The organism is Oceanobacillus salinisoli (genome assembly GCF_009733865.1).
GTDB lineage: Bacteria > Bacillota > Bacilli > Bacillales > Amphibacillaceae > Oceanobacillus > Oceanobacillus salinisoli.
Map to the genome: position 1 here is coordinate 1 of NZ_WOFB01000011.1, position 26,082 is coordinate 26,082.

General features: G+C 37.3%; 22 protein-coding genes and 1 riboswitch. Of the genes, 6 read left to right on the forward strand and 16 right to left on the reverse strand.

The annotated features are described in order from the left end of the window. Positions 1-266: 266 nt before the first annotated feature. The 4 genes from GMJ66_RS08075 to GMJ66_RS08090 all read right to left on the reverse strand — a co-directional run bounded on the left by GMJ66_RS08075 (position 267) and on the right by GMJ66_RS08090 (position 6,493). Positions 267-1,466, reverse strand: coding sequence for a phosphoglycerate dehydrogenase (locus GMJ66_RS08075; protein WP_156289816.1), 1,200 nt, complete (start codon positions 1,464-1,466; stop codon positions 267-269). 14 nt (positions 1,467-1,480) lie between these two features. Beyond that, positions 1,481-2,563 (reverse strand): 3-phosphoserine/phosphohydroxythreonine transaminase, encoded by a 1,083-nt coding sequence (gene serC / locus GMJ66_RS08080; RefSeq protein ID WP_156289817.1) that lies wholly within the window; start codon positions 2,561-2,563, stop codon positions 1,481-1,483. A 165-nt stretch (positions 2,564-2,728) separates the two neighbouring features. Further along, positions 2,729-2,808: riboswitch (ZMP/ZTP riboswitch) on the reverse strand. 160 nt (positions 2,809-2,968) lie between these two features. Beyond that, entirely contained in the window at positions 2,969-5,038 is a 2,070-nt protein-coding gene (locus GMJ66_RS08085; protein WP_156289818.1) for a cation:proton antiporter, read from the reverse strand. 591 nt (positions 5,039-5,629) lie between these two features. Beyond that, a complete protein-coding gene (locus GMJ66_RS08090) occupies positions 5,630-6,493 on the reverse strand; it encodes a DUF421 domain-containing protein (RefSeq protein ID WP_156289819.1) in 864 nt (287 codons plus the stop codon). Positions 6,494-6,601: 108 nt separating this feature from the next. On the opposite strand from GMJ66_RS08090, the gene GMJ66_RS08095 reads away from it, so the two are divergent. Then, positions 6,602-6,952 (forward strand): DUF4363 family protein, encoded by a 351-nt coding sequence (locus GMJ66_RS08095; protein WP_197046647.1) that lies wholly within the window; start codon positions 6,602-6,604, stop codon positions 6,950-6,952. Positions 6,953-6,999: 47 nt separating this feature from the next. On the opposite strand, the gene GMJ66_RS08100 is transcribed toward GMJ66_RS08095, so the two are convergent. The 4 genes from GMJ66_RS08100 to GMJ66_RS08115 form a co-directional block, all read right to left on the reverse strand. After that, positions 7,000-7,203, reverse strand: coding sequence for a DUF1657 domain-containing protein (locus tag GMJ66_RS08100; protein WP_156289821.1), 204 nt, complete (start codon positions 7,201-7,203; stop codon positions 7,000-7,002). 145 nt (positions 7,204-7,348) lie between these two features. Beyond that, positions 7,349-8,074: an exonuclease domain-containing protein gene (locus GMJ66_RS08105; protein WP_156289822.1), complete on the reverse strand. Its 726-nt coding sequence runs from the start codon at positions 8,072-8,074 to the stop codon at positions 7,349-7,351. Further along, entirely contained in the window at positions 8,068-9,036 is a 969-nt protein-coding gene (locus tag GMJ66_RS08110; RefSeq protein ID WP_231514874.1) for a DUF294 nucleotidyltransferase-like domain-containing protein, read from the reverse strand. Before GMJ66_RS08110 ends, GMJ66_RS08105 begins: the two co-directional genes overlap by 7 nt. A 40-nt stretch (positions 9,037-9,076) precedes the next feature. Further along, a complete protein-coding gene (locus tag GMJ66_RS08115; RefSeq protein ID WP_156289823.1) occupies positions 9,077-10,345 on the reverse strand; it encodes an ammonium transporter in 1,269 nt (422 codons plus the stop codon). 386 nt (positions 10,346-10,731) lie between these two features. Between GMJ66_RS08115 and GMJ66_RS08120 the strand changes: the two genes are divergently transcribed. After that, a complete protein-coding gene (locus tag GMJ66_RS08120; protein WP_156289824.1) occupies positions 10,732-12,159 on the forward strand; it encodes a hypothetical protein in 1,428 nt (475 codons plus the stop codon). Between the two features lie 179 nt (positions 12,160-12,338). Here GMJ66_RS08120 and GMJ66_RS08125 read toward each other — a convergent pair whose 3' ends face one another. Further along, positions 12,339-13,250 carry a LysR family transcriptional regulator gene (locus tag GMJ66_RS08125; RefSeq protein ID WP_156289825.1) on the reverse strand — a complete coding sequence of 304 codons (912 nt, stop codon included), beginning with the start codon at positions 13,248-13,250 and terminating at the stop codon, positions 12,339-12,341. Between the two features lie 481 nt (positions 13,251-13,731). On the opposite strand from GMJ66_RS08125, the gene GMJ66_RS08130 reads away from it, so the two are divergent. After that, entirely contained in the window at positions 13,732-15,063 is a 1,332-nt protein-coding gene (locus tag GMJ66_RS08130) for a GntP family permease (RefSeq protein WP_156289826.1), read from the forward strand. 154 nt (positions 15,064-15,217) lie between these two features. Beyond that, on the forward strand, positions 15,218-15,979 hold the full coding sequence (locus tag GMJ66_RS08135; protein ID WP_156289827.1) for a 3-hydroxybutyrate dehydrogenase: 762 nt from the start codon (positions 15,218-15,220) through the stop codon (positions 15,977-15,979). A gap of 531 nt (positions 15,980-16,510) precedes the next feature. Here the strand turns inward: GMJ66_RS08135 and GMJ66_RS08140 are convergent. The 4 genes from GMJ66_RS08140 to GMJ66_RS08155 all read right to left on the reverse strand — a co-directional run bounded on the left by GMJ66_RS08140 (position 16,511) and on the right by GMJ66_RS08155 (position 21,503). Beyond that, entirely contained in the window at positions 16,511-18,064 is a 1,554-nt protein-coding gene (locus GMJ66_RS08140; RefSeq protein WP_156289828.1) for a 4-hydroxyphenylacetate 3-hydroxylase N-terminal domain-containing protein, read from the reverse strand. 21 nt (positions 18,065-18,085) lie between these two features. Then, positions 18,086-18,547, reverse strand: a complete 462-nt coding sequence (locus tag GMJ66_RS08145; protein ID WP_156289829.1) for a flavin reductase family protein — start codon at positions 18,545-18,547, stop codon at positions 18,086-18,088. A 145-nt stretch (positions 18,548-18,692) separates the two neighbouring features. Beyond that, entirely contained in the window at positions 18,693-19,727 is a 1,035-nt protein-coding gene (locus tag GMJ66_RS08150) for a catechol 2,3-dioxygenase (protein WP_197046648.1), read from the reverse strand. An 18-nt stretch (positions 19,728-19,745) separates the two neighbouring features. Next, a complete protein-coding gene (locus GMJ66_RS08155; protein WP_197046649.1) occupies positions 19,746-21,503 on the reverse strand; it encodes a CocE/NonD family hydrolase in 1,758 nt (585 codons plus the stop codon). Between the two features lie 161 nt (positions 21,504-21,664). Here GMJ66_RS08155 and GMJ66_RS08160 point away from each other — a divergent pair, with 161 nt between their 5' ends. Beyond that, positions 21,665-22,591, forward strand: a complete 927-nt coding sequence (locus GMJ66_RS08160) for a LysR family transcriptional regulator (protein ID WP_156289830.1) — start codon at positions 21,665-21,667, stop codon at positions 22,589-22,591. A 358-nt stretch (positions 22,592-22,949) separates the two neighbouring features. Continuing rightward, positions 22,950-23,216: a hypothetical protein gene (locus GMJ66_RS08165; protein ID WP_156289831.1), complete on the forward strand. Its 267-nt coding sequence runs from the start codon at positions 22,950-22,952 to the stop codon at positions 23,214-23,216. 58 nt (positions 23,217-23,274) lie between these two features. On the opposite strand, the gene GMJ66_RS08170 is transcribed toward GMJ66_RS08165, so the two are convergent. The 3 genes from GMJ66_RS08170 to GMJ66_RS08180 all read right to left on the reverse strand — a co-directional run bounded on the left by GMJ66_RS08170 (position 23,275) and on the right by GMJ66_RS08180 (position 25,972). Beyond that, complete coding sequence (locus GMJ66_RS08170; RefSeq protein ID WP_156289832.1) at positions 23,275-24,720, reverse strand: carbon starvation CstA family protein; 1,446 nt, start codon at positions 24,718-24,720, stop codon at positions 23,275-23,277. A 537-nt stretch (positions 24,721-25,257) separates the two neighbouring features. Further along, on the reverse strand, positions 25,258-25,479 hold the full coding sequence (locus GMJ66_RS08175) for a helix-turn-helix domain-containing protein (protein WP_156289833.1): 222 nt from the start codon (positions 25,477-25,479) through the stop codon (positions 25,258-25,260). A 10-nt stretch (positions 25,480-25,489) separates the two neighbouring features. Further along, the gene (locus tag GMJ66_RS08180; protein ID WP_156289834.1) at positions 25,490-25,972 is read right to left on the reverse strand and encodes a DUF2975 domain-containing protein; all 483 of its coding nucleotides are present in this window, start codon (positions 25,970-25,972) and stop codon (positions 25,490-25,492) included. Positions 25,973-26,082 lie beyond the last annotated feature (110 nt).

A 26,082-nucleotide genomic window follows, 5' to 3' on the forward strand; every position in this document is an offset into this window, starting at 1 on the left:
ATGGATTCTCCAGTTCATTCGGGCAACTAGAACCTTTCTACGCGACCTTTTCATTGATTCCTAAACTCTTTCGGGCATCTAGAACCTTTCTACGTTCCCCCTCGAACGATTCTTAAGTTCATCCGGGCACCTAGATTCCTTCCACGTGACCTCTTGAATAATTCCTGAACCTATTCGAGTACGTTGAACCTGTCCGAGACCACTTGAAAAAGCACCTTTTTAAAAAAGGTGCTTTTTCATCAGTATCGAACAATTTTTACCTCTTATTATATAACACGTACTGTAACGATTCCTTCTATATTTTTGATATCCTCCACTAATTCAGGAATAATATCTCCATTCACTTTATCATCAATATCAATCATCGTGTATGCATAATCATTTCTGCTTCTGTTCACCATGTCAGCTATGTTTAAATGATAATTGGATATAGCAGACGTAATTTGCCCAACCATATTTGGAACATTTTGGTGAAATGCTGCAACACGGCGTTTACCTGTATAAGGAAGAGATGCATTTGGGAAATTGACTGAGTTTTTGATGTTTCCTGTTTCCAGAAACTCTTTTACTTGTCGAGCTGCCATAATGGCACAGTTCTCCTCCGATTCCTTTGTTGAAGCACCAAGATGTGGGACAGAAATCGCATTTTCCATCTTCAATACATTTTCATTCGGGAAATCTGTAATATATTTCCCTACTTTCCCACTTTCCAGCGCAACAGCCATATCTGTTTCATTGACCAGCTCACCACGAGAGAAGTTTAAAATATGAACTCCTTTTTTCATCACCTTAAAGGCTTGTTCATTAAACATCCCTCTGGTATCATTTGTCAATGGCACATGAACCGTAATATAATCCGAGTTTTCGAATACTTCTTCCATGGACATAGCGCGTTGTACATTTCGGGATAGATTCCATGCTGTATTTACGGAAATAAACGGATCAAATCCAATAACATCCATATCTAAATTCAGTACATCGTTTGCTACTAATGACCCAACTGCTCCCAAACCGATGACACCTAACGTTTTTCCCTTAATTTCTTTACCAACAAATTGCTTCTTCCCTGCTTCCACCAGCTTCGGAATTTGTTCTCCTTCATTCTCTAATGATTTTACCCATTTCACTCCGTCAAATAAGTTTCGAGAGGATGCCATTAGAGAAGTAATCACTAGCTCCTTCACTGCATTCGCATTCGCACCAGGTGTATTAAACACCGCAATCCCTTGTTCCGTGCACTTATCTACTGGAATATTATTAACACCTGCTCCTGCTCGGGCAATCGCTTTTAATGGATTGTCAAACTCCATTCCATGCATGTTATAGCTGCGGGCTAAAATAGCATCCGGGCTTTCACTATCATTATCTATCTTGTAATTTTCTTCATCGAAAACTTGTAGACCACTATCTGCTATCTGATTTAACGTTTTGATAGTCTTTACTTTATTTGATGTTATGGTACTCATGGTTTCCCCTCACTTTATTTATAATTTTTTTCAAAATCCTTCATACATTCAACTAGTGATTGAACTCCCTCAACAGGCATCGCATTATAAATACTTGCTCGCATGCCCCCGACTGAACGGTGGCCCTTTAATGTTTCCAATCCCGCTACTTTGGCTTTCTCTAAAAATGAAGCATCCAGTTCAGCAGATGGACTAATAAAAGGAATGTTCATCATAGAACGAGATTCTTTTTCAACTGGGGAAGTAAACATCTTTGATTCATCAATAAATTGATATAAGATATTTGCCTTTTCCCGGTTTATTTTTCCGATTTCCTTCAAGCCGCCAAGACCTTTTAACCATTCAAAAACTAACTTTGCCATATAGATAGAAAACGTTGGTGGGGTATTATATAAAGAACCACTCTCACTATGTGTTTGATAGTTAAGCATGGTTGGACAACTATCTGATGCTTTTCCTATTAAATCTTCACGTATAATAACAACGGTCAATCCAGCTGGACCAATATTTTTCTGTGCACCTGCATAAATTAAGCCGAATTTAGAGACATCCACTTCCTCTGACAAAATATTGGAGGACATATCAGCTACTAAAGGTACATCGCCTGTATCCGGAATCTCATGAAATGTAGTTCCTTCAATCGTATTATTCGTTGTGATATGCACATAATCTGCCTCTGGATCAATCATACTTTGATCAACAGAAGGAATGTAACTAAAATTCTTATCTTCGGATGAGGCAATAACGCGAATGCTTCCAAATTTATTCGCTTCCTTAATCGCCTTTTTAGACCATGAACCTGTATGAATATAATATGCCTTTCCGTTCTCACCAAACAAATTCATTGGTACTGATGCAAATTGCTGTGATGCTCCTCCTTGAAGGAATAGAACTTTGTAGTTTTCCGGTATACGCATTAATTCTCTTAAAAGCTGTTCTGCTTCTGTAATAATTTCTGTAAAGAGTCCTGATCGATGACTCAATTCCATGACAGACATACCAGAGTTTGCATAATTAACCAGTTCTTTTTGTGCCTTTTCCAATACCGGCAACGGAAGCATAGAGGGACCTGCCGAAAAATTGTAGACTCTGTTCATATTCACATTCACACCCTTATCTTTTTCTTAGATTTAATCTATTAAAATAAAAACATAGTAATCAAAGGTATTAATATTATTAATAATCCAAAATCTCTTACTAGAATGACATTTATTGATTATCTCATGTTAATAAGCATAAAGAGGTAAGGGATTTGAACCCCTTACCTCTGCCCAGGCGAACGGCTATTCGATACTATGTGCTCCCTCACGGTTATCCGTGTTCGCCAGTTACACATAGCCTTTTTTAATTATTACTTATCTTAACAAATCTACAAAAAGCAATCAACCTATTCTTTTATGATTACGAAAAAATTTAACACATTTTTAATAACCTTTCACTGATTCTGTAACTGTTTTTTTAGAAGCCTTTTATATAAAAACCGCTCCTAGCATTCCTGGTTATTAGCTATAATCGTAATCTTTCTTCCTTAATATTTCTTTCGGAACGTCCAAGCCTCTGGATCCTCTTATATCGACTTCCATTTCTTCTCTTGGATAATAAATGATAAAGCTCTCCGGTTTAACGGCTGATAATTGTTTTGGCAACTCTTCCAGTTGAGGATGCCAGGCAACCGTCCCTTTTCTCGCACTTAATATGATAACAAGATCATCATCCTTCAATTCATTTTGATATTCTTCCCTTAAATCAGACCATCCGCTAACATGTTCTACTTCGGTTGGAGGATTTGGTTTTACTTCCTTCATATGTCTTTCATAAATATCAACCGAACCTTTAATAACATACACAAATAAAGATGCATTTAGTTTACTTGTCAGCATTTTGATTCTTCCAAGCGCTTCATAAAATCCTGGTTTATGATCCGCTCCAAAAGGAATAATCAAAACAATTCGATTGGTTGTGTTTAATGGGTGACCAAGCTTTGTAACTAGAACGGTCTGACCCGTTTGATCAATAAGACGATCAAGCACACTCCCAAATAATTTATTTGATGTCCTTTCTGCATTCCAGCCTATTACTACTGTGTTAATTCTCTCCTCAGCAATTGCCCGAATAATTCCGTCTGAAACGTTATTATCCACTTTTGTAACTAATCTGACCGGAACCTCTGCACTTGCTGCATGTTCTAAGGAATGACTTAACATTTTCTCTGCGTTCGCGACTTCTGCTTCCACTGACTTCATATCCTTTAACACAACCTTTAACGGATATAACGGCTGATCATCTGTATTCGGCTGCTTAATTAAAAAAGACAAGTCCATAAGTGCTTCGGCTGTTTCAGGATTGGATAAAGGAATAAGAATACGCTCTGGTACCCGATTCTGATCAGGTGCCTTTGTTTCCTCTTTTAGTGCTATTTCCCTACTGTACTTTTCAACTAAATATGGCCCCATAAAGCATGTAATTAAAATCATAATAATTACTGCGTTGACAGTGGATTGATCTAACAGACCAACTTCAAAACCAACAAGTGTCGATGCAAGTGTTGCAGCAGCCTGTGGAATGGTTAATCCAAAAATGACATTTTTTTCATTAGAGGAATATCCGTAAACCTTACTCGTAATAAGAGAAGCTAACCATTTTCCAATAAATACAGCAAATAATATGGCAAGTGTTACAATCCAAGCTTTAGGATTCGTAAATAACACCTTCAAGTCCATTAACATACCTACAGATAGCAGGAAAAATGGAATAAACAGCGCATTTCCGATAAAACGAATTCGATTCATCAATGTTCCATGATCGAGTACGTAACGATTCAATGCTAATCCCGCTAAGAATGCACCAATTATTGGTTGCATGTTGATGACAACTGCTATACATGCTGCAGTAAAGAGGATAACCATGACAAATGTGAAATTAGCAATTCCCTCATTTAAGGAATTACGAAAATACCACTTTGAAATAATGGGTGTTCCCCAAAGCACAATAAACACAAAGATGGTTAAGGAGACAACCATTTCACTCCAAAACGCAAAGGATAACTGCCCCTCTGCCGCTCCAGTTATCACAGCCAGTATCAATAATGCAAGGGTATCCGTTAATAACGTCCCACCAACTGCTGTTGTTACGGCCTTTTTCTTTGCAACACCCAGTCGGCTCGCAATCGGATATGCCAATAGCGTATGGGAGCCAACAATAGAACCAATTAATATGGAAGCCATTAAATTATAACCAAGCAGCAAACTAACCACGGTCCCTAAGATAAGTGGAATATTAAATGATAGCAGCCCAAATATAATACTGCGGTTACGATATTTCTTAAAACCATCTATATCTAATTCAAGTCCGGCAATAAATATAATAAATAGGAGCCCTACCGTACCTAATAATACTATGGTTTGGTCTCTAGCCAACAGATTTAATCCATTGGGGCCAACTATAACTCCAGCTAATATGGGTCCTATAATTCCTGGAATTCGGAGTTTGTTCATAATAATAGGCGATAGGAAAAAGATAACCATAGCTATGGCAAAAATAATGACCGGCTCTTCAAGTGGAAATTGGAACATAAATTCCCTCCTTAAACATCTATATTTTAATATTTCATATTATTTCTTTCTTATGTCTTAACCATTTTCGTTTATGATAACTTAAATTAACTAATTATTTAACTAAAATCTACTTATTTTTTTATAAGGTTGTTCCCTTAGAAAAACTCTCATTTGCACGGCTTTTAGGAAAGCAACTCCCCCGAGTTACTGCATGGTTATCGAGAAGTACAAATCTAAAGTATTATTTAAAAAATAGAAAGCAGATTTTAAATATATAAGTAATGATTCAATCAATTATTCAAATATGGGAAGACTATCGGAAAATGAACCCAAATACATCGAAGGATTATGAGGCATGGGCATTTGGTGATTCGATGGAAATGCTGATGAATTTGCAAAATTAGTACTTGATGATACAAAAAGACAACAGCATTTAATTATACACTATTTGAGGAAAATGAGCCATTAGTGTATGTTGGTCTTCAATAACTTAGAGAAAATGGTGAACAGTATTTTATAATAATTAAGTCCAAATAATAAGTTTGCTGTTTAGAAATAAAGAGGCAGACCATATAAACCTGTTGTTTTACTTCCATTCTTCCTTATCAATTACTCTTTTAAATACACGGACATGTCCTCTATCAGTTTATCCATTTGTTTGGCATATTGACTATACATATCCTTAGCTTCTTTATTTTGCGTTTGTAAGGAGAAGTTAACAAGATTGGTTTGAAGCTGCTTGATATTCGCTGCTACTAACAGCTTATCCTTAATTTGCTGACTCTTTACGTTATCATTATATAAATCCACATACACATTACCCATTGAATCGATTTGTGCTACAAATACATCAGATATCTTTTCTGCACCTTGTTTCTGTATTTCCCCTAACAGCCATTCTTCTGTATACCCATAGTCAGCCAATGTTTTATCTAAAAGATTTCCATCTATAATAACAATACATGGAAGATGTTCCTTTTCAACAACCATCCCCATATCTACCGGAGTTAAGGGCTGAAGCTCACTCTTCTTTAAAATTGAAATTTCCCCATTTTTCTCCATAACTGCTGACTCTATGTCGGAAAGCTTGTAAACATCCTTTTTTCTAAGAAGAACCATCATTTCATCAATGGTTAGTTTCTCCTTTCTTAAATTTTTTTCTAGAATCTTACCATCCTTTATTAAAGTAGTAGAATTCCCCTCCATAATATTTCGAAAACGTTTTGACTTCAATTCCAATTTGGAAATTAAGATTGGTATAAATGCCCAAATGAACATTCCTAAAATAAAATTAGACATTCTGATATGTGGACTAAACGTTAATTCGGCAGCAATACTACCAATCGTAATACCTACAATATAATCAAAATATGTAACTTGAGTGATTTGCCTTTTTCCCATAAGACGCGCCAAGATGAACATTAAAATGAATGCAACTAACCCTCTTATAAAAACATATGTTAAATCATTCACTATTTTTACCCCTTTTATTATTTTCCGTACTATTCACTACATTATTAGGCAAAACTTATAGTAACCATACTTTATTTTTAATTGAAATAGAAGAAGGTGTTATTAATAGTGGGGAAGATTAAATTACTTTCAGCTTTGGTATTTATTTTTATCCTAACCTCTGGCTGCGATTTGGTTAAAACAGAAAAAGATGAATTATTATTTAGCTCCGTCACTCTGTTAGAAGAGCAAATTAATAAAAAAGAATGGGGTCAGGCTATATCTACAATAGATGAATTTGAAGAACTTTATAATAAGCGCAAATGGAAACTACAATTATTGGGTGAACTGGAAGATTATAAAGAAATTGAACTGGAGATTTTAGCATTAAAAGAAAGCTTGAAAGAAGAGGATGAGTATGAATCCAAAGTTAGTCTGGATCAAATTATACACCGGCTCCATTTGATTTATAATCTCTAAAGAGCAGGCTACCCATTATAGAGTAACCATTATAGATGTAATGGGAGTTACTTTAAATAAGAAGGTTCATCCCGTTCAATTTCTTTCAAACGGTTTTCGAGCCCATCAATGATAGTTTGTAGTTGGCCAGCTGCATTTATATACATTTCTTTAGCTGATTCATCCTGTGTTTTTAATGAATACGATTCAAAACTTGCTTGAGCACTCTTTGCATTGGCCAGAGCTTGCTGTACTTGATTTATAACAGTCATGTTTTCACCACCTTAAGAGTATTTTACCGTTCGGTGGGGAATTTTATAATCATTTATTAAAAAAGTTTCACCAATAATATACTTTGTTAACACCTTTTTAAATACACAATGAAGAACAGCGGGTGCTATTTGATTTCGTAATCCACTATTTCATCTTTGCTAACTGTGTATACACATCCTTTAAATGAGTATAACCGAATTGCTTTACTTGGCGAATACTTTCCGACCAGAGTTTTGCCGTTGCTATGGCATCATGCAAAGCATGGTGTCTTTGCTGATTTATAATCCCATAGTAATCACAGTATTCATCCAGTGTGTGAAGACCTAAGCCGGGATGAGTGACTTCGGTAAGGAAGGATGTATCAAGAATTCGATGGTGAAAAGCTGTTCGTAATGCCAGCCAGTTTGCATGTTTCATAAATTGTTTCTCATGGCTGGAGTGGTGTGCAACGAGCGCATCACTCCCAACAAACTGGTAAAATCGTTGTAAAACATCTCTTATCGGAGGAGCCACTACTAGTTGTTCTTTCGTAATACCAGTTAATTTCTCTATCTCTTCGGAAGGACCCCTATCACTGTAAATGGCAGAATAAAAGGTGTTCTCATTTAAAATATGGTCGCCTTTCATTTTCACAGCACCAATCGTTAATATTCGATCCCCTTTATAAGGATAAAATCCCGTAGTTTCTATATCAAAAACAACAACGCGCAGCTCATCAAACGGAATATGTAACACGTCCCGCTTCTTTATTTCCCGGTGTAAGTCCCTAATATATGCGAGCTGTTTCGGATCAGATATAGAAGCATAAGCATCGGAATGAAATCGGCCTGTCATTTGTCTGACAAATTGAAGCAACTGATGCATCACCATGCCTGCCACTCATTTACTATTCGTTTTTTTGTATGAGAAAAAAGCTCATAACCTTTTTTCATGAATAATTTAAGCTCCTTCTTATCGTTTCTCGTCAAATGACCTATTGGTATAAGGTGAACTTGCTGATAGCTTTGGGCATCCTGTTGGAAATGAAGTCGGAAATGAAGCAACTGAACAAAATATTTCTCAAAACGATAAATGGATGGATATATATCCTTTATTTTGTGAAATCTGGAGAGGGTGGACGAATCTAAAATCCCCTCTTTTACGGCTAGCAATCGCAGTGAATTAACATATGGAAAGATGGTCGTTTGTTTCAGCTGTATGCTGCCGGACTGCTCCCCATAGGATTCTGGCAATAATTGACCGAATATACCGATTCCCTTTTTGATAAAATCAACATTTTCCACAAAGCGTAAATATAACTTGGGATGACTGTTGATCATGGTAATCGCATGACTTTTCATATCTGTTAAAAATTGCCGGTCACCAATTAATACCCTGGAGTCAAAGAACGTACAAAAATGGCGCAGTGATGTCCAGCTGGCTTCCATTAACCATTCCGATATTTGCTGTTTCCAACGATGAAGCGACTGACACCACAGTGGATTGGATGCCATCACATTTCCATCACACAATGGGTAGCCTACTATATTTAAACCATGTGCGATTTCCTTTCCCAATTTTAAAAAATAGTCTTCACACTCTCTATCCCCATCAAATATTAGTCCATGATCCTGGTCGCTCCACACCGACTGCTCGAACCGGCCAGCACTTCCCATTAAAAAGAAGGAAAAAGGGGCAGGAGGATTCCCCCACTCCCTTTGTATTTTCTCCATCGCGCATTCAACCGTTTTCCTCATCAATTCATCATGGAAGTGATTTAACTCATCATGATTAGTTGATACCATCTTTATATATTTTTGTCGCCAATTTTTCAGTTCGACGTACCTGTTCAAAATAGTCGACCCCCTTGTTTCAACTAATCATATCATGCCATTATGCTCCTTTTTGATCATTAGGATTCGGAATGTTTTCCGGGTATCCATATCCACCGTGTTCACTTAGGTCAAGTCCAACCATTTCTTCCTCCTCAGATACACGAATTCCGCCCATTACTTTATCCATTACCTTCAAGATGATAAAAGCTACAACGAATGCATATATACCACTAGCAACGACACCCATGGTTTGAACGCCTAATTGCGTAAATCCGCCACCATAGAATAATCCTGGTTGACCCCAGCCAATCTCTGAAGAAAATGCAGGGACAGCGAACAATCCACAAGCAAGTGTCCCCCAAACACCTACCGTACCATGAACGGATAATGCAAAAATTGGATCATCAATCTTAGCCTTATCAAACAGCCTCATACTAAAGACGACAATGATTCCACCAATCATCCCAATAATCACGGCAGCCCATGGTTCCACAAAACCCGCAGGAGCTGTAATCGCCACAAGCCCTGCTAATGCACCATTTAATGTTGTCGGCACATCCGCTTTTCCAGTTAAAGCCCAGGCTACAAACATCGCTGTCACTGCACCAGCTGCTGCCGCTACTTGAGTATTAAGAACCACGAATCCAAAGAAGGCATCTGCAACTTCAAATGTACTAGCACCATTAAATCCAAACCAGCCTACCCATAGAAGCAAAACACCTAATGCTGTATAGACTTGATTGTGACCGGCAAGCTCATTGGGGGAACCATCTTTGTTATATTTACCAATACGCGGCTTTAAGATAATCGTTGCAGCAAGTGCTGCCATTGCACCTGTTAAATGAACAACCGTTGAACCTGCAAAGTCCTGTTTTCCATGATCCGCTAACCAGCCGCCCCCCCAAATCCAATGTGCGACAACTGGATAAATCAAAGCTGAGAATAACACTGCAAAAATAACATATGAAGATAATTTCGCACGTTCAGCAAATCCACCAAACGCAATAGTCAACGCAACTAAAGCAAACATCATTTGAAACATAAAGTCTACAGCTGGAGCTAGTCCTTCCTCACTAATGGAGGCATCTCCATAAAAGAAGTCTGATAAACCAATCAAGGCGTTCCCTTCACCGTAAATAAACCCCCAGCCAACAGCCCAGAACACGAGTGAGCCAATCCCAGCAGTGAATATCGTTTTACCAGCAATATGACCAGCATTTTTCATTCTCGTTGATCCAGCTTCAAGTAAAATAAATCCACCAATCATCAGAAAAACTAAAAATGTACCAATGATTACCCATAAATTGTCCATTAGAACTATTTCCATTTCCTTCTCTCCCTTTGTTAGTTTTTTTAACATCTTTTGTTATTTGTTAACTTACTATATTTGAAATGTTCGCACAACTAACTTGTAAGGAAATCTGACATGGTTTATTTAACCTGATTTTATAGAAAGCATAACCAAATTTATGGTTGTGCGGATTTAAGAGGGGTTGAAATGCTTTGGGATAATGGATGAAAATTAGAAAAGCGCAAGCGGACGTTTTTTTATTATATTATATAGCCCGACATCAAGGATTAAATCTCCTTCTTCTTTCGCTTCAAACTGCACAAACATGAAGCAAAAGAACTTTCCCCATGCTTTGTACGCTTCTCACATCCACCTAAAAATCACATAAAATAGTTGTATATCCCAAGGTAAAGGAGATATATATGGAACTTACAGTAGCACATTGGTTATATTTAGTCGGAACATTGATCATTATTCTAACGATGGTATCTAGACAGAATGTTGTTGTACCAGCATTAGTCATGATTTTTCTTGTAGCTTGGTCCTTTACTGGATCTTTTTTAGATGGGGTTCAAGCCATTTTTAATGCAAACTTAACTGCCGCAACGGAGCTGTTTCATATCTTTTTAATTATTGCCATTATGACTGCACTACTTAGGTCGATTCAGTCGATCGGCGCTGATGAACAAATGGTAAAACCATTCCAAATGGTGATGCGCAATGGCACTTTAGCTTATTGGGTACTAGTTGCCGTCACGTACTTCTTATCGCTATTCTTTTGGCCAGCACCAGCTGTTCCACTCATTGGCGCACTGTTAATTCCAGTAGCTATCCAAGCTGGACTTCCACCAATAGGCACAGCCATTGCGATTTCCCTTGCAGGACATGGGATGGCACTATCATCCGATTTTATATTACAGGTTGCACCGAAATTAACAGCTTCAAGCAGCCCGGCACTGGATGTTCATGCAATTGGAGAGCAAACCTTCATTTTATCTCTTGTCACCGGTGCTATTTCCCTAACTATTGCTTTTTTTATGATACGTAAATCTATAAAGAAACCATCCAAAGAAAATCTTACTGAATGGAAAAAAAGTGGTGATAATGAATTAAACTTAAAACCGAATGACATGGACATTAAAAAGGGAAAGTACAGTCCAATATTTTCATTTCTTGTACCTTTCATCTTTTTAATCATTGTCACGTACGTAGTTGTGGCTACTTATTCTGATGCGGTACCAGCAATTGAAGACGGGGCTGGTTCAGCTATTGTAGGCGGTACAGCGGTTATTTTGATTATTATCATGTCTCTGTTCCGTAACTACAAAAAAACGTTACAGGAAGTCAGTGACCATATCTTAAACGGCTTCGTCTATGCCTTTCGAGTAATGGGGCTAGTGATTCCTGTTGCCGCCTTCTTCTTTATCGGAAGTGGGGAGTTAGCTGGACAGATTTTCGGTACAAATCCTGATTCTACACCTTCTTTCCTATTTGACTTAGTCGAGGAAGGTCAGGCTTATATTCCAACTAACGAGTTTTTCACAGCGTTTGGTGTATTGATCTTAGGGATGTTATCTGGTCTTGACGGCTCTGGCTTCTCTGCTCTACCACTAATTGGTTCGCTTTCAGAGGCATTGGCCCCCTCCGCAGGTATAGACCCAACAACCCTTGCTTCTATCGGACAAATCGGTTCCATTTGGGTTGGTGGAGGTACCCTTATCGCATGGTCACCAATCGTCGCCATCGCCGGCTTTGCCAAAATATCTGTCATAGATTTAGTCCGAAGAAGCTTTTTCCCTGTCATCATTGGCCTGCTGGTTACGGTAGTTTTCGCATTGTGGTTCTTTTAATAATGCCCTAAAAACGCGGGGGGGCGGTTCTTTTGCTTCAAACTGTTTGTGCATGGAGCATTAGAATCGTGCCCGTGCTTTACTACATGAAATGAGTTGAATTTATAAGCATGATAAAAGGACTTAGAAAGAATCTAAGTCCTTTTATTGGCTGTTTAACAGTGAGAGTTCTTTTTAGATTAAAATTGTTTATACTTTTCCTTTGCCATATTTAGAAAAGAGAGAGCAGGAGCGGATAAGGATTCTCCTTTTTTATAACTAACGACTACATGATTTTTATAAATCGGATTACCTAAAGTGTAAAAAATGGAATCATTAACGATATTGTTTCGGGTAATAACACTTTCCGGAATAATCGTTAATCCAACCCCTCTATTAGCTAATCGAAATGCACTTTCGATATTTTGTGTTTCAATGACGATATTTGGAGTAATCGAGTATTCATTGAATATAACGTCTGTAAGTCTTCTTAAACCAAGTCCTTGTTTAAGCAAAATAAATTTCTCTCCGTCTAGAAGACGGGGGTGAAATGGAATGTGGTTAATGGGTTTCTTATTGGGATTATAAAATTTATGGCTAGGAGGAACGACGAGATATAGCCTTTCTTCATAAAGGGTTTCATAAATAATGTCCGGATTAAATATAGGGAGCATGTTTAAACAAATATCAATTTTCCCCTCTAAAAGTAATGATTCCATATCATTTGCAGATTCCTCAACAAGCTCAATCTCAATACCAGGATAATTTAATATGAAATCCGGTAAAACATTGTAAAGAGTATGAGAACCTAATATTGGGTTAATACCAAGCTTTAGCCGCCCTTTTTCCAAATTGGAAATCGACTCCATCTCATGTTGCATTTTTGTATACGTCTGTTCCATTTCATTCATATAAGATAAATAGCGTTCCCCAGCATACGTTAATGATATTGGATGCACTTTTCGGTTCACGATCTCAATTCCAAGCTCGTCTTCCAAATTCTTAATATATTTGCTGAGGTATGGCTGTGATATGTATAAAGCTTTCGCTGCCTGTGAGAAATTCCCGTATTCTGCAATAGCTTTTACATATTTTCCAGAAAGATCTTTCATATTTCTAAACTCCTTATACCATATTTACATACATTCTATTACCAATAGGTATATCACTTTATTAATTGTATTTTAAGAAGAATATTAAAACCTTATAAAGTTATAACATATTAAGTATAAATATTATAACGAAAATGGTATTTCATAATGTGAATAATCTGTGACATACTAGATTATGGAAAAAATATATTACTTTAGGAGGAATATTATAGAGATTAGAAGACCACTAGAAAATGTCTAGTATACATTTAATTGCTTATGTAGCCAAAAACTGGAAATATACGTAATGGAGAAATTACACCGCAGAACAAATCCTTTAAGAGTAGCAATTACATATATTATAGGTATTTTTTTGGGGGTAAATATCTTTAAATAAAGATATTTTAATTAAGAACTTTACAATATAGTACTATGAGGAATATTTTGGTTATTAATCAGCAAAATAACTGACAACCAGAAAAATTTTGAGGTGAAAAGAATTATGGAGTTCATTGAAGTTTTAGGTATATTGCTTGGAATCATAACAATCATTTTTGGAGCAATGAAAGGCTATAGCATTTTGATTGTTGCTCCGATTGCATCCATTATAGTGATAGTAACAAATCAGTTAGACTTTTTCTCTTCTTTAATAGGTACAGAGAATTCCTATATGACCGGTCTTACTGGATTTATCATTAATTTCTTTGCTGTCTTTCTTTTAGGATCAATTTTAGCAAAGTATATCGATAAAAGTGGAGCTGCACAATCCATTGCACAAAAAATCCTAAATAAAACGGGGACAAAAAATCCGTTTTCCGTGTTAGTAGCACTGCTCCTTATTACAGCTATTTTAACATATGGCGGTGTTAGTCTGTTTGTTGTTGTATTCGTGCTTATCCCACTTGCCAAACCATTATTTAAACAACTAAATATTGCATGGAATCTGGTGACGATTCCTATTCAGCTTGGCTTAGGTACTTTTACCATGACTATGTTGCCTGCAACACCATCTATTCAAAACGTTGTGCCAACAGCTTATCTTGGGACAACCCTGACGGCAGCACCACTATTGGGAATTATAGGTTCTGTTGTGGCCATTGTTTTTGGCCTATGGTATATGAAATTTACATTAAATAAAAGCTTGGATAGAGGAGAAACATTCAGCGATTTTAATGTAGAAGAAGATGATGAAGAAGCAAGTAAAGTATTAAAAAGCAATATTCCTCCTTTTATCATTAGTATTCTACCTATCGTTCTTTTAATTGCAGTTATTTTGGTAGGAAGTATTTTGGAAATACCTAATATTATTGTGATTGGTTTAGCTGTTTCTGTAATCGCTTCAGCCATTCTATTCCATAAATACATTCCAAACCAAAAGGAGGTTATAAATGAAGGTGCCAGTGGATCTATCATGCCAGTTTTCTTAACATCATCCGCAGTAGCTTTTGGCGTCGTCATTACCATTGCACCTGGGTTCAATTATATTTCTGATTTCATTCTAAATATCCCGGGCGATCCCCTTATCAGCTTGTCTGTTGCATCAGCTCTTTTTGGGGGGATAACAGGTTCTGCTTCCGGAGCACTAGGGATCGTCATGGAAGCTTTCGGTCAAAGTTATCTTGAAATGGGACTTAATCCGGATGTCATCCATAGAGTATCAGCAATTGCATCGTCAACAATAACACTTATGCCACATAATGGTGCTGTGCTGACATTCCTTGCTTTAACCGGACTTACTCACAAAAATGGCTTTAAATATCAATTTATTGCGGTAACAGGGGCAAATGTACTTGCCCTAATTGCGGTATTAATTACAGCCATTTTGATTTATTAATTGTTTTTAAAAAAGTGAAGACTACTTTTATTTTTTGTAGGCTTTCCCTTTAAGGAGGTGTTTTTGATAAAGGAAAATCGTAAACACTTTTTCTAGTACTTAATAGTAAATGTTATATATTAGATGAAAAAAACATACTTAGGAGGATTTACTAATGACAACTAAAAATGAACGTACAGTAATCGTTACCGGAGCAGCCCAAGGAATTGGCTATGCTATTGCAGAAGAATTTCATAACAATGGAGACTTTGTTGCAATATTCGATTTAAATGAAGAAGCTGCAAAAAGTGCCGCTGAAAAATTAGGAAATGCAAATGGTTATGAAGTAAATGTAGCAGATGAAGAAAGCGTTAAATCGGCGGTTGAAAAGGTCATTGCCGAACGTGGAACAGTTGATGTCCTCATAAACAACGCAGGAGTTCAGTTTATTTCTCCAGTTGAAGAGTTCCCAGATGAAAAATGGGACCTTGTTGTCGATGTCATTCTCAAAGGGACATTCTTAACAACGAAACATGTCCTTCCTGCTATGCAGAAACAAAAAAAAGGTCGTGTCATCACCATATCTTCCGGCCATGGTAGAAGACCAGATGCTTACAAATCTGCTTATGTTGCTGCAAAATATGGTCAAATTGGATTTACAAACGTAGTAGCAATGGAAAATGCAAAATATGGTATTACAGCTAATTCAATCTTACCTGGACCTACTCGTACATCATTAATTGAAAAACAGTTACCAAAACTTGCAGAAAAAGATGGAACAACTGTGGAAGAAGCATTAAATCACCACATCATAGGGAATCAATGGCTGAAACGTTTACTTGAACCTTCAGAAATTGCGGCTACTGCGCTATTCTTAGCTTCAGACGGTGCTGCAGCAATCACCGGGGAGGCACTTGGTGTTACTGGTGGAGAATAATATCATAAATTCAAATCCAATCACATATTGCATTATTGCTAAACTATGGGAAATATGGACACAAAATAGAAATCTATATGATTGGAATTGAATATGTAATTTTAGGAGTGGGAATATTACTATTTTCCCACTCTTATTTTTTGTTCACTGAATTTATCTCGTGATGAACTGGCTGTAAGACCCTTAACGAGAAGAATCCGAGATACTTCTAGAAAGATAAGCGGGGGTGAGTAGCCTGTAAACTCCTAATTCATTCAGAGGTCTTAGGTCATACCCTTGTGGCACTAATAATCAGTGGAAAAATCCCCGCTAATTGATGATTCACTTTCTTTAATATATTTGGGAATCGTTACATTGCTACCTTCATTTTAACATATTGTGAATTGATTCACAATAAGATTGCTTTATTATATCATGGATACTTATAAATATTTTAACGACTTCCTTCACTTCACCTTTTCCTGTTGCCTTTGTGCTTAGCAAAAAGAATTCATATCGCACCTGACTCTGGAAGAATACCCCAACACAAGTTTATCTCAACTCTTTTTGCCTAATAATGTAGCTTACATCTTCTGGATTAACCCAAGTATCATTAACCCATCCATCAATATCGTAATCTGCCATACACTGTTCTGCAAAGGAAACAAAGTCATCTGCTTTTCCAGTAGCTTGGGCAATAAGTAAGTTCTCTAATCTAATATTTTCGTGGTTTCCCGTATAATTCCGTTCATACAATTCATGACGACCAGCATATTCAGAACCTACTACTTCCCAAAGTAATTTAATTAATTTAACTTTATCATGGGCAGTAATGTCATTAGATCCTCGGTACAATCTATCAAGTAAAGGTTTTAATTCAGGATTTTTAAAATCTAACGCACTGGAAGGTTGAACAATTAAGTTACCAGCAACTACATTGTGAATAATATTTTTAACTTTTGACCATCCTTCTGCCGCAAATACACGGTAAGATAAACTGGAATCCATATTTGGGATTAGCGTGTCATTCGGTCCTTGATCTGGATTCATTGCCATTGAGTCACTTAAAGCCCATAACATATTTCTCCAGGCAATAACTTCTCCAACGTTCGCCTGAACTCCACGGAATTGGTCTGTACCACTTGTTTTAACAGCTTTCATTAATAAACCGCTTACAAAATCCAGTTTTACTGCTAATCTAGTTGCTCCATGCAATGTCAAACGATATTGGAAACCACTATGTTTCACAAAATTATTTGCTTTTTCAACATTACGATAAACTAGAACGTTCTCCCAAGGAATAAGCACTTCATCAAAGACAAGTACAGCATCATTTTCATCAAACCGACTACTTAATGGATAATCGAATGGACTTCCCATAACAGATGCTTGCATTTCATAGGATTGACGACATATTAGCTTTACCCCTGGACTGTCCAGTGGTGCTATGAATACTAATGCCATATCCTCACTTCCGATTGGAACCGCGCCATAATGAGCAACAAAATTGAAGTTTGTTAAAGCAGAGCCCGTTGCTACCATTTTCGCACCACTAACAATGATTCCTTCGTTCGTTTCTTTTTCTGCCTTAATAAAAATATCTTTTACTGCTTCCAGAGGTTTGTTACGATCTACCGGTGGATTAACAATAGCATGGTTAAAAAACCAGTTTCTTTCTTGAGCTTCTTTATACCAGAACCTAGCATTATCTTCATATGGTGCATAATAATCTGGATCCGCACCTAAGGTTGCCATAAAAGAGGCTTTATAGTCAGGGGATCTCCCCATCTGACCATATGACATTTTTGCCCATTCCGCAATGGAATCTCTAGTTTGCAAAAGTTCTTCGCGTGTTTTATCAAATCGAAAAAACTTGTGTGTATATCCATTATTGTCTGTATCCGTCTCTCTTGTTAAAATACTTTTTGTTTTTCCATCATGAAGCGCATCATACATACGAGCAATTGATCTTGCTGAATTTCGAAAGGCTGGATGTGTTGTAACATCTTTAACTTTTTCACCATTTATCCAAACTTCTCTATTATCTCTTAAACTTTCTAAATACTCCTCGCCAGTCAATGGTAATCTATTTTTATAATTTCCCATTCTAAATCCTCCTATTCAATCTTATTTTGTGACTACTTCCGAAAATTTACCGCCATAATACGCTAAAGGAGCCCCTTTTCTATATTCAAAGCTTTTAACTTCTCCTAGATATAATACATGGTCACCTCCCTCGTATTCTCTCCATGGAACACATTCAATATATGCTAACGAGTCTTTGATTCTGTTACCAAGCAACCCCTTCTCCCACTTAAAAGGTAGCTGCCCCATTGTCCTTCCCGCAAAATGTAACGCAGTATCTTGTTGGTCTTCTTTTAGTATGTTAACAATAAAATTATTATTTTTAAGAATACGCATAGCTTTCGTGCTCTTATCTACGGAAACTAAAACAAGCATTGGATCAAGTGAGATGGAAGTAAATGAATTTGCCGTAAAACCATGCGTTCCAGAGTCAGTTTCACTCGTAATAATAGTAACCCCTGTAGCAAAATGCCCCATACACTTTCTAAATTCTTTAAAATCCAAAATAATACTCTCCTTTATTAAGTTTTTAAGAATAGTAACTTTTTAACCAGGATATTAACAAGCTTTCAGAAAACCCGGTTTTTAGATAGGGCCCACGAAATCATCTTCATTTACTTTTTACTATGCATTTTTCAACCTGATATAATTAATCCATATGCACTCTCGCTTTCACATCTGGTGTTCCGTAATTCCAATAAGACTCTGTAAAACCAGCCCCCACTCCACGGTCAGATACGGTTTGCAAATCACTCCAGATGACTGGATTCCAGCTTGGGTCAAAGATCAGGTACCCAGCATCACCGAACAATTCAATTCGGTTGCCGCCTGGTTCATAGACATATAAGCAAAATGCCTGACTGATAGAATGTTTTCTAGGTCCGAGTTCCACATGAATGTTATTTTCTTTACAAAGATCGGCAACATCAAATAGATTCTGTGGGATACCATACCAATAACAAACATGATGCAGTCTGCCTTTTGCATTGGATGGGTCGTTCATAAATGCTAATTCATGGACAATATTCGATACACTTAGCCATGTACCCAATACATCCCCCTCATCTGTCACAATCTTTTCTGTTAAGCGCATACCTAGTGCATCCATAAGAAAATCCGTGTTTTTCTTTGTGTCCGAATTCATTAGATTAATATGATCAAGGCGTCGTACAGGAACTCCTCGGTCTGGTCGTTTTTGAGCACGATTTAACAATACTGTATGCTGTTCTTCTGGTGGCATGTAGTAATCGACATCCCATAGAATCTCCATTTTATGTCCATCTGGCGTTTGGAATTGATAGGCAGCACCATGACCAATATCTCCTTCTATCCACCCTAACCCAAGACCTGTCTTCTCCAGTGCTTCTACTCGTCGTAGTAGTGCATGTGGCGATCTTGCCCTCCAAGCAGCATGTCCCAGTCCTGCTTCAAAACTTTCGGTAATTTTCAATGTGTTATGATAGGTATCTTCATATGCACGCATATAGACGGACTGTCCTTCCTGATGAACAACATCCATTCCTAAAATTCTACGGAAAAAATCCACAGATTCCTCTGGTTTCGGTGAAAAAATCTCTACATGCGCTAATTGAGCTACATCCATGTTCGGCTCTTGATAATCCTTTTCCAAAAGTTCTACCTCATTACTAGACTTAAATTGAATAGCTCGATTTGGCTGTTTCATTCTAATCATCCCTCCATTTTATTTTTCAGGTATAATAGGTAACAATAAATAAGATGAATACTCTGGGCCTGTATGAATCGTGACCTCACCACCATAAATTTCCTCCGGTCTGTCGGATGGATCCTCGTGAAGAAATGGCCCACACCCCTTAGACGGGTAGCGATGGAATTTCTTAGACTCCTCTGTGATTTCTCCAGAATATTCGTGGTCCTTCCCACTAATTTTTAATGCCAATTGATAGCCCTCCGGAATGACAATGGAAGTTGGCCAAATTTCAATATCTAATTCATAGACCTCACCAGGGGATAATGGCTGTTTCTCATCATGTGTATGATAAGGTCGATAGAATAGGCTTTTTCCTTTATCTAATTTTCGATGGGAAGCTCTTAGCCAGCCTTGTGCGACCGGAGCATTCGCATCCATGGCACCGCGGAAGGAAACCTCTTCTCCATCATTTGAGAATAAACAAACCGTTAAAAACAAATCTGTATCTTCTGTTTCCGAACTGACAAATAATTTTGCCGCTAATGGACCCGTTATTTCCGTTTCCTTTTCTGCTTTTGGCAAATAGAAGATAACGTTTTCATTTAATGCTGTATAAGTCACTTTCTCCGCCTTATTAGGAGTCTTTCTATCAAGCGTCTTATTTTCAGCATCTAGATAATATTTCGTCCATTCTGTTCTTGGTATAGGCCAATCTGATTCGCTTCTTTGCACAAATTTATTCCCGACATGCCGTATCTGCAATTGTACCTTTGGCTTCTCACCCCATCCATTTTCTTCTTCCTTCAAACAGTAATCGAAAAATTGCTTCTGCAAATTCAGCCCATAATTCGTATAAAAGTGAGTCCAATGTTCAAAACCATGTACTTCCAAATATTTATCTTTGGAAGCTGCTTGAAGAAAGCCTTCTATATTTCCACGAAGGTGAAGTCCCTCGCCACCCCAGTTTGCGGCCGATAGAATCGGTATGTTCACTTTTGACCAATCGACTGTAATATCCTCATAATATTCATCGTTAAGTGGATGACTCTTTATCTCACGTAAAAGGTCCACACGATTTCTTTCTAATTCTTCCGTTGAAAATGTTTCTGGTCCAGCTACCCATTCACCTGTATGTGGATTCTTTCTTCCACGTTTCCCGTATCCATGCTGCATCTGCAGCTGTTTAGGTAACCAACTATCTAAAAATGTCGATCTAATACCGCCATGATAATAGAACTCCCGATACCAATCTGACGTTCCTTCCCATGGTATGATTGCTTTTAAGTGCTTTGGTTGCATCGCTGCCACAAGCCACTGGTTGGCCGCATAATAGGAAATACCTAAGAGGCCAATATTGCCATTACTCCAAGGTTCTCCTGCTGCCCATTCAATACATTCATAAAAGTCATTTGCCTCTTGTTTGGACCAGAGATGTTGAATACCTTCCGAAGTACCAGCCCCGCGGGAATCTACCCGCACTACTGCATAACCGTCTGGTACCCAGCGTTCCGGATCTGTCGTTTCCCAGTTCTGATACTTATTAGAGGAACCCTCCAATATCTCAGGAAAATCATTCGTCATGACTTCCCACTGTCTTGCATATGCCTCTTGAAATAACTGTCCTTTACTATAAGGACCATATGTCATAATGGTTGGATATGCTCCCTCTTCAACAGGGAGAAATACATCTGCACGAAGCGTAATCCCATCACTCATTGTAATAGGAACGTCCCACAGTATTTTCATTCCATCACGAATCTCTGCCTCTTTTGGTTTACTTTCTGTCTTCAACTCTTCCCCCTCCATTCCCTTCCTCTTATTTATTAGTATAATCTAGTTATTGAATATTTTGAAATTATAAAATATAATATCAGTAATTAGTAAAAGTAATTATTCGTATTTGGACCATGAGTTTTTCTTATTTGAGTTAAAATACAAAAAGGAGGGAAAAAATGGAGCTTCGTCATCTTCACTATTTTATTGCCGTTGCAGAGCATTTAAATTTTACTCATGCAGCAAGATCCTTGTATGTAGACCAATCGTCGGTTAGTCAACAGATTTCAAAACTGGAAGAAGAAATCGGAGTGAAGTTGTTTTATCGTTCAAAACGAACGGTACAATTAACTAATGCTGGACAGGTTTTTTATGATGAAGCTATGTCCATTTTAGAAAAATCCCGGCAAGCTGTTGATAAAGCGAAAAAAGCGGACGCTGGAACGATAGGAAAATTAAAGATTGGTTTTTTAATTGCTCCTGTAAGAGAATTTCTACCTGAAGTGATACGAAATTTTAAGGTCAAGTACCCTAATGTAGAAATAGAGTTAAACCATTTACCAATAGCCTACCTCAATGATCCTAATAAATCTGATGACTTAGACATTGTCTTTACTATCATTACTGGAATTAAGAACCTTAGTGACCTAAATTGCCATATCCTTTCATCTGATTCTACATGTGTATATGTTCATCAACAACATCCTTTAGCAGAAAAATCATCCGTTACACTCCCTGAACTTTCCAATGAATCATTTATTATGCGGCATTGGGAGGAATCGCCACAGTGGTACGATTATACTTTATCCATATGTAGAGAAAGTAACTTTACCCCGAAGATAGTGAGTCAAACGAAAAGAATCGAAACCGTATTTTTATTTATTGATTCGGGTATTGGAATATCCATCCTACCTAATTATTTAAAAATGTATGCAACTTCTTCTATACGTTTGGTGGAATTAGAGGGGGAAGCATATAAGACAGACATTTTAGTCTATCATCAAAAGAAAAATAAAAATCCTGCCATTCCTTTGTTTTTAGAGGAATTAGAGCGAGTGCTGGCGGAACGCGGGGACAGGCACGCCGGTTCACGAGGTTCGACTTAGGGCTGGAGCAGGGTGGCTGCCGCTAGATTCGGCGATAGGCTCGTTCGATTTTGGGTGGATCCCACAGGGACAGGCACACGGTCCACTCACCCATCATAGGGTAGAGCTGGGTAACTGTCGCTTGATTTTGCAATAGACCCTCTTGAACTTGAGAAAAGCGACAAAAACTGACAAAATCCGGGAAGTAACAGGCACCATTAATAAGTACTTTCCTCCTGTTTTTAACTTTGACTATTTGCCCATATCATATTTTCCTAAATGCTGTTATTATATTAATAATATTCTTTAATTTCTTTTTTATCAGACGCATGTCCATTTAACAAGACCTGCGATAAATAGAAAACTTAGGGGGAAACATATGAATATGCCAAACGTGAATGGAGAAAGATCTATTTTGAAATTCATTATTTCAACTAGTGAGGATATTAAAACAAAAATACGTAACAAAATATTTTTTTATGAAGAACAAATCCATCGATATGTATTAAAGCAGGTGGAACTTTTTCTTTATTATCTGTATACAGACCGTGCATTATTAACTGTTTACAAGTATGAAATCTTCAACTCCATTATGTTCCGCTTAAAAACATCAATGAAAGAAAATCTTATCTTTAAATGTATTTAAAGGAGCAAAAAAATAGGATACTGGATTAGCTTCCAGTATCCTACATTCAACTCTATATTTATCCTGCTTTCAATTCTGAATCTTCATAGTTGCCAGCTTTTTTATGTTTCATAAGCTGCCTTACAAACCAAGCAAATACTACTAGCCAAATAACCATACCTAAAATCAGTGAAGTACCATATTCCAAGTTAAATCCTTCTGGTGCATACAAGAAATACGTACTTACTACAGCCGTCATGAATAAAGCTGGAATGCTACAAATCCAATGGAACTTGTTATTTTTCAGGAGATACATGGCTCCCGTCCATAACATAACCGCAGCAACAATCTGATTCGTCCCACCAACATAGCGCCAAAGGAAACTATAATCAATCGTCGTTAGGTATAGCGTTGTTCCTGCTACCGGTACAATAAGTAAAGCTAATTTCCCTTTTCCGTTAAAGTCTTTCTTCGTTAGTTGCGTCAATAATTCCGCAAGCATCATCCGGGAAGAACGTAATGCCGTATCACCAGTCGTAATCGGGAGAACAACAATACCCAATATCGCAAGTATTCCGCCAAATGTTCCAAGCGTGGTTAGACTGATTTCATTCACGACTCCAGCAGGACCTCCTGCCTCTAGTGCAGCGTTCAATGCACCTGTACTACCGAAAAAGGTCATCCCCGCCGCTGCCCAAACCATTGCAATAACCCCTTCACCAATCATTGCTCCATAGAATACCTTTCTACCTTCACTCTCTTTTTTCAATGTTCGAGCTAAGATAGGACTTTGTGTACTATGAAATCCTGAAATCGCTCCACAGGATATGGTTACCATTAATAATGGCCAGATTGGCATCTCCCCAGGGTGTAAATTACTTAACGTTAAATTGGGGATCGGATTGTCAAAAGAGAACATCCCGATTCCAATCGATACCGCCATAAATATTAGAATTGCTCCAAAGATCGGATAAACTCTACCAATGATTTTATTAATCGGTAAAATCGCCGCAATAATCAGATAAGCGAATATAATAACTAACCAAGTCGTAAAGCTAAGCGGTGTGATTTCCGTTAATAACTGAGCAGGTGCTGCCGTAAATGCTGCTGCTACCAAAATCATTAGAATGATAGAAACAATTGTTGTAGCGAATTTCATTTTTCCGCCTAAGTATTTACCGACAAGTGTCGGAAATTGTGCTCCATTATGTCTAAGTGATACCATACCTGAAAAGTAATCATGTACCGCACCAGCAAAAATACAACCGATAACAATCCATATAAATGCTATAGGACCATAAAGTGCACCCATTATTGCGCCAAAAATCGGACCAGTTCCAGCGATATTTAGAAGCTGAATCAAGCTCGCTTTCCACCAACTCATTGGCATATAATCAAGACCATCATTGCTTGTATAAGCAGGTGTTGGATTCTGGTCATTAATGCCAAAAATCCGTTCAACCACCTTTCCGTAAACGATATAACCAACAATTAACAACAAGATGGATGCTATAAAAGTAACCACCGCTGAACCCCCCCCTTTTTTTCTAAAAAATTTAAATATAATGATATACCGAAAAGTAATAAAAATCAATGACTTTTTCGACATTTTTCTATAATCTTTTCACTTTTTAAAAAGGCGGCGCTTTCATTTGAGGTCAACAAGGACAGGCTCCTTGGCCCACTACTGGGGTTAGCTTATTGGTCCGGTGAACCTGCCCCTCTGGTGCTTTACTTCCAAACTTTTTCAATTTCTTTTGTATTTACTATCTCTTCCATTTCCATCAGTTGCATCGCTTTTACTTTTATTTCATTTTCCCCAATACATCATATAAATTTTTAAGACCTTGGATAATATCAAAATCGAATTAAACTGTCATTCTTTTCTTTCATGCATGTTTTAAAACGTTCACTGAGGTGTTCTATAACCATTACTTTTTGCATCCATTATTTTCAACTCCTAAAGTCCTCGAGAAATTTTATACCTTCCTTATAATTTCATACCGTCCTTACGTGAAACAAAACGATGCCTTCCTCACAAACCTGACTATTTTATATTTATTTAATCCTCGATTTCATCATCATTTCGGTATTCTAAAATATCCCCTGGTTGGCAATCCAATGCCTTACAAATTGCTTCTAAAGTTGAAAAACGAATCGCTTTTGCCTTTCCATTTTTCAATATAGAAAGATTAGCCATCGTTATTCCAACCCTCTCAGAAAGTTCGGTAACGCTCATTTTCCGTTTAGCTAACATCACATCAATATGAATTATTATCGCCATTGTTATCACCTCAGACCGTTAAATCATTTTCTGATTTTATATGAATAGCTTCTTGTAAAAGCCTTTGGAGAACAGCAGCAAAGACTGCGATTACCATCGGGGCAAAAACAAGCATCATCCCGATAATTACAACACCAGGAGCGTCGTCTAGCTCCGCAAAGATATAGAAAAGTGGCAAACTAAGTATATACAAACCGCCGATGGTGATTGCGCAGTTTTTTATTTTCTTTAATGCTCTTACAGACAATTCCGAGAACGCTTTATTCCCATCGATATAGCTTAACAGTTTAAATGCCTGATATAATGCAACGTAAAATGGGATTGCCGTTACATACATAATTATTAAAATGCCAAGTATCACATAATCCAACCCCGACATGCCTTCTGCCAAATTCCTTACTATTATTGGTAGCATATATATGCATAAAGCGAGAACTGGAATTCCAATAATAATAAGTGCTAATTTTAAAAACAACGTTGAACCTCGTTTCATAAGATGCACCTCTCTCATTTATTTTCTATCTGATATTAACATGTAATTTATCGTTAAACAATATATTTTTATTTAATATCACTATTTTTTTATTGTTATGCACTTTGGAT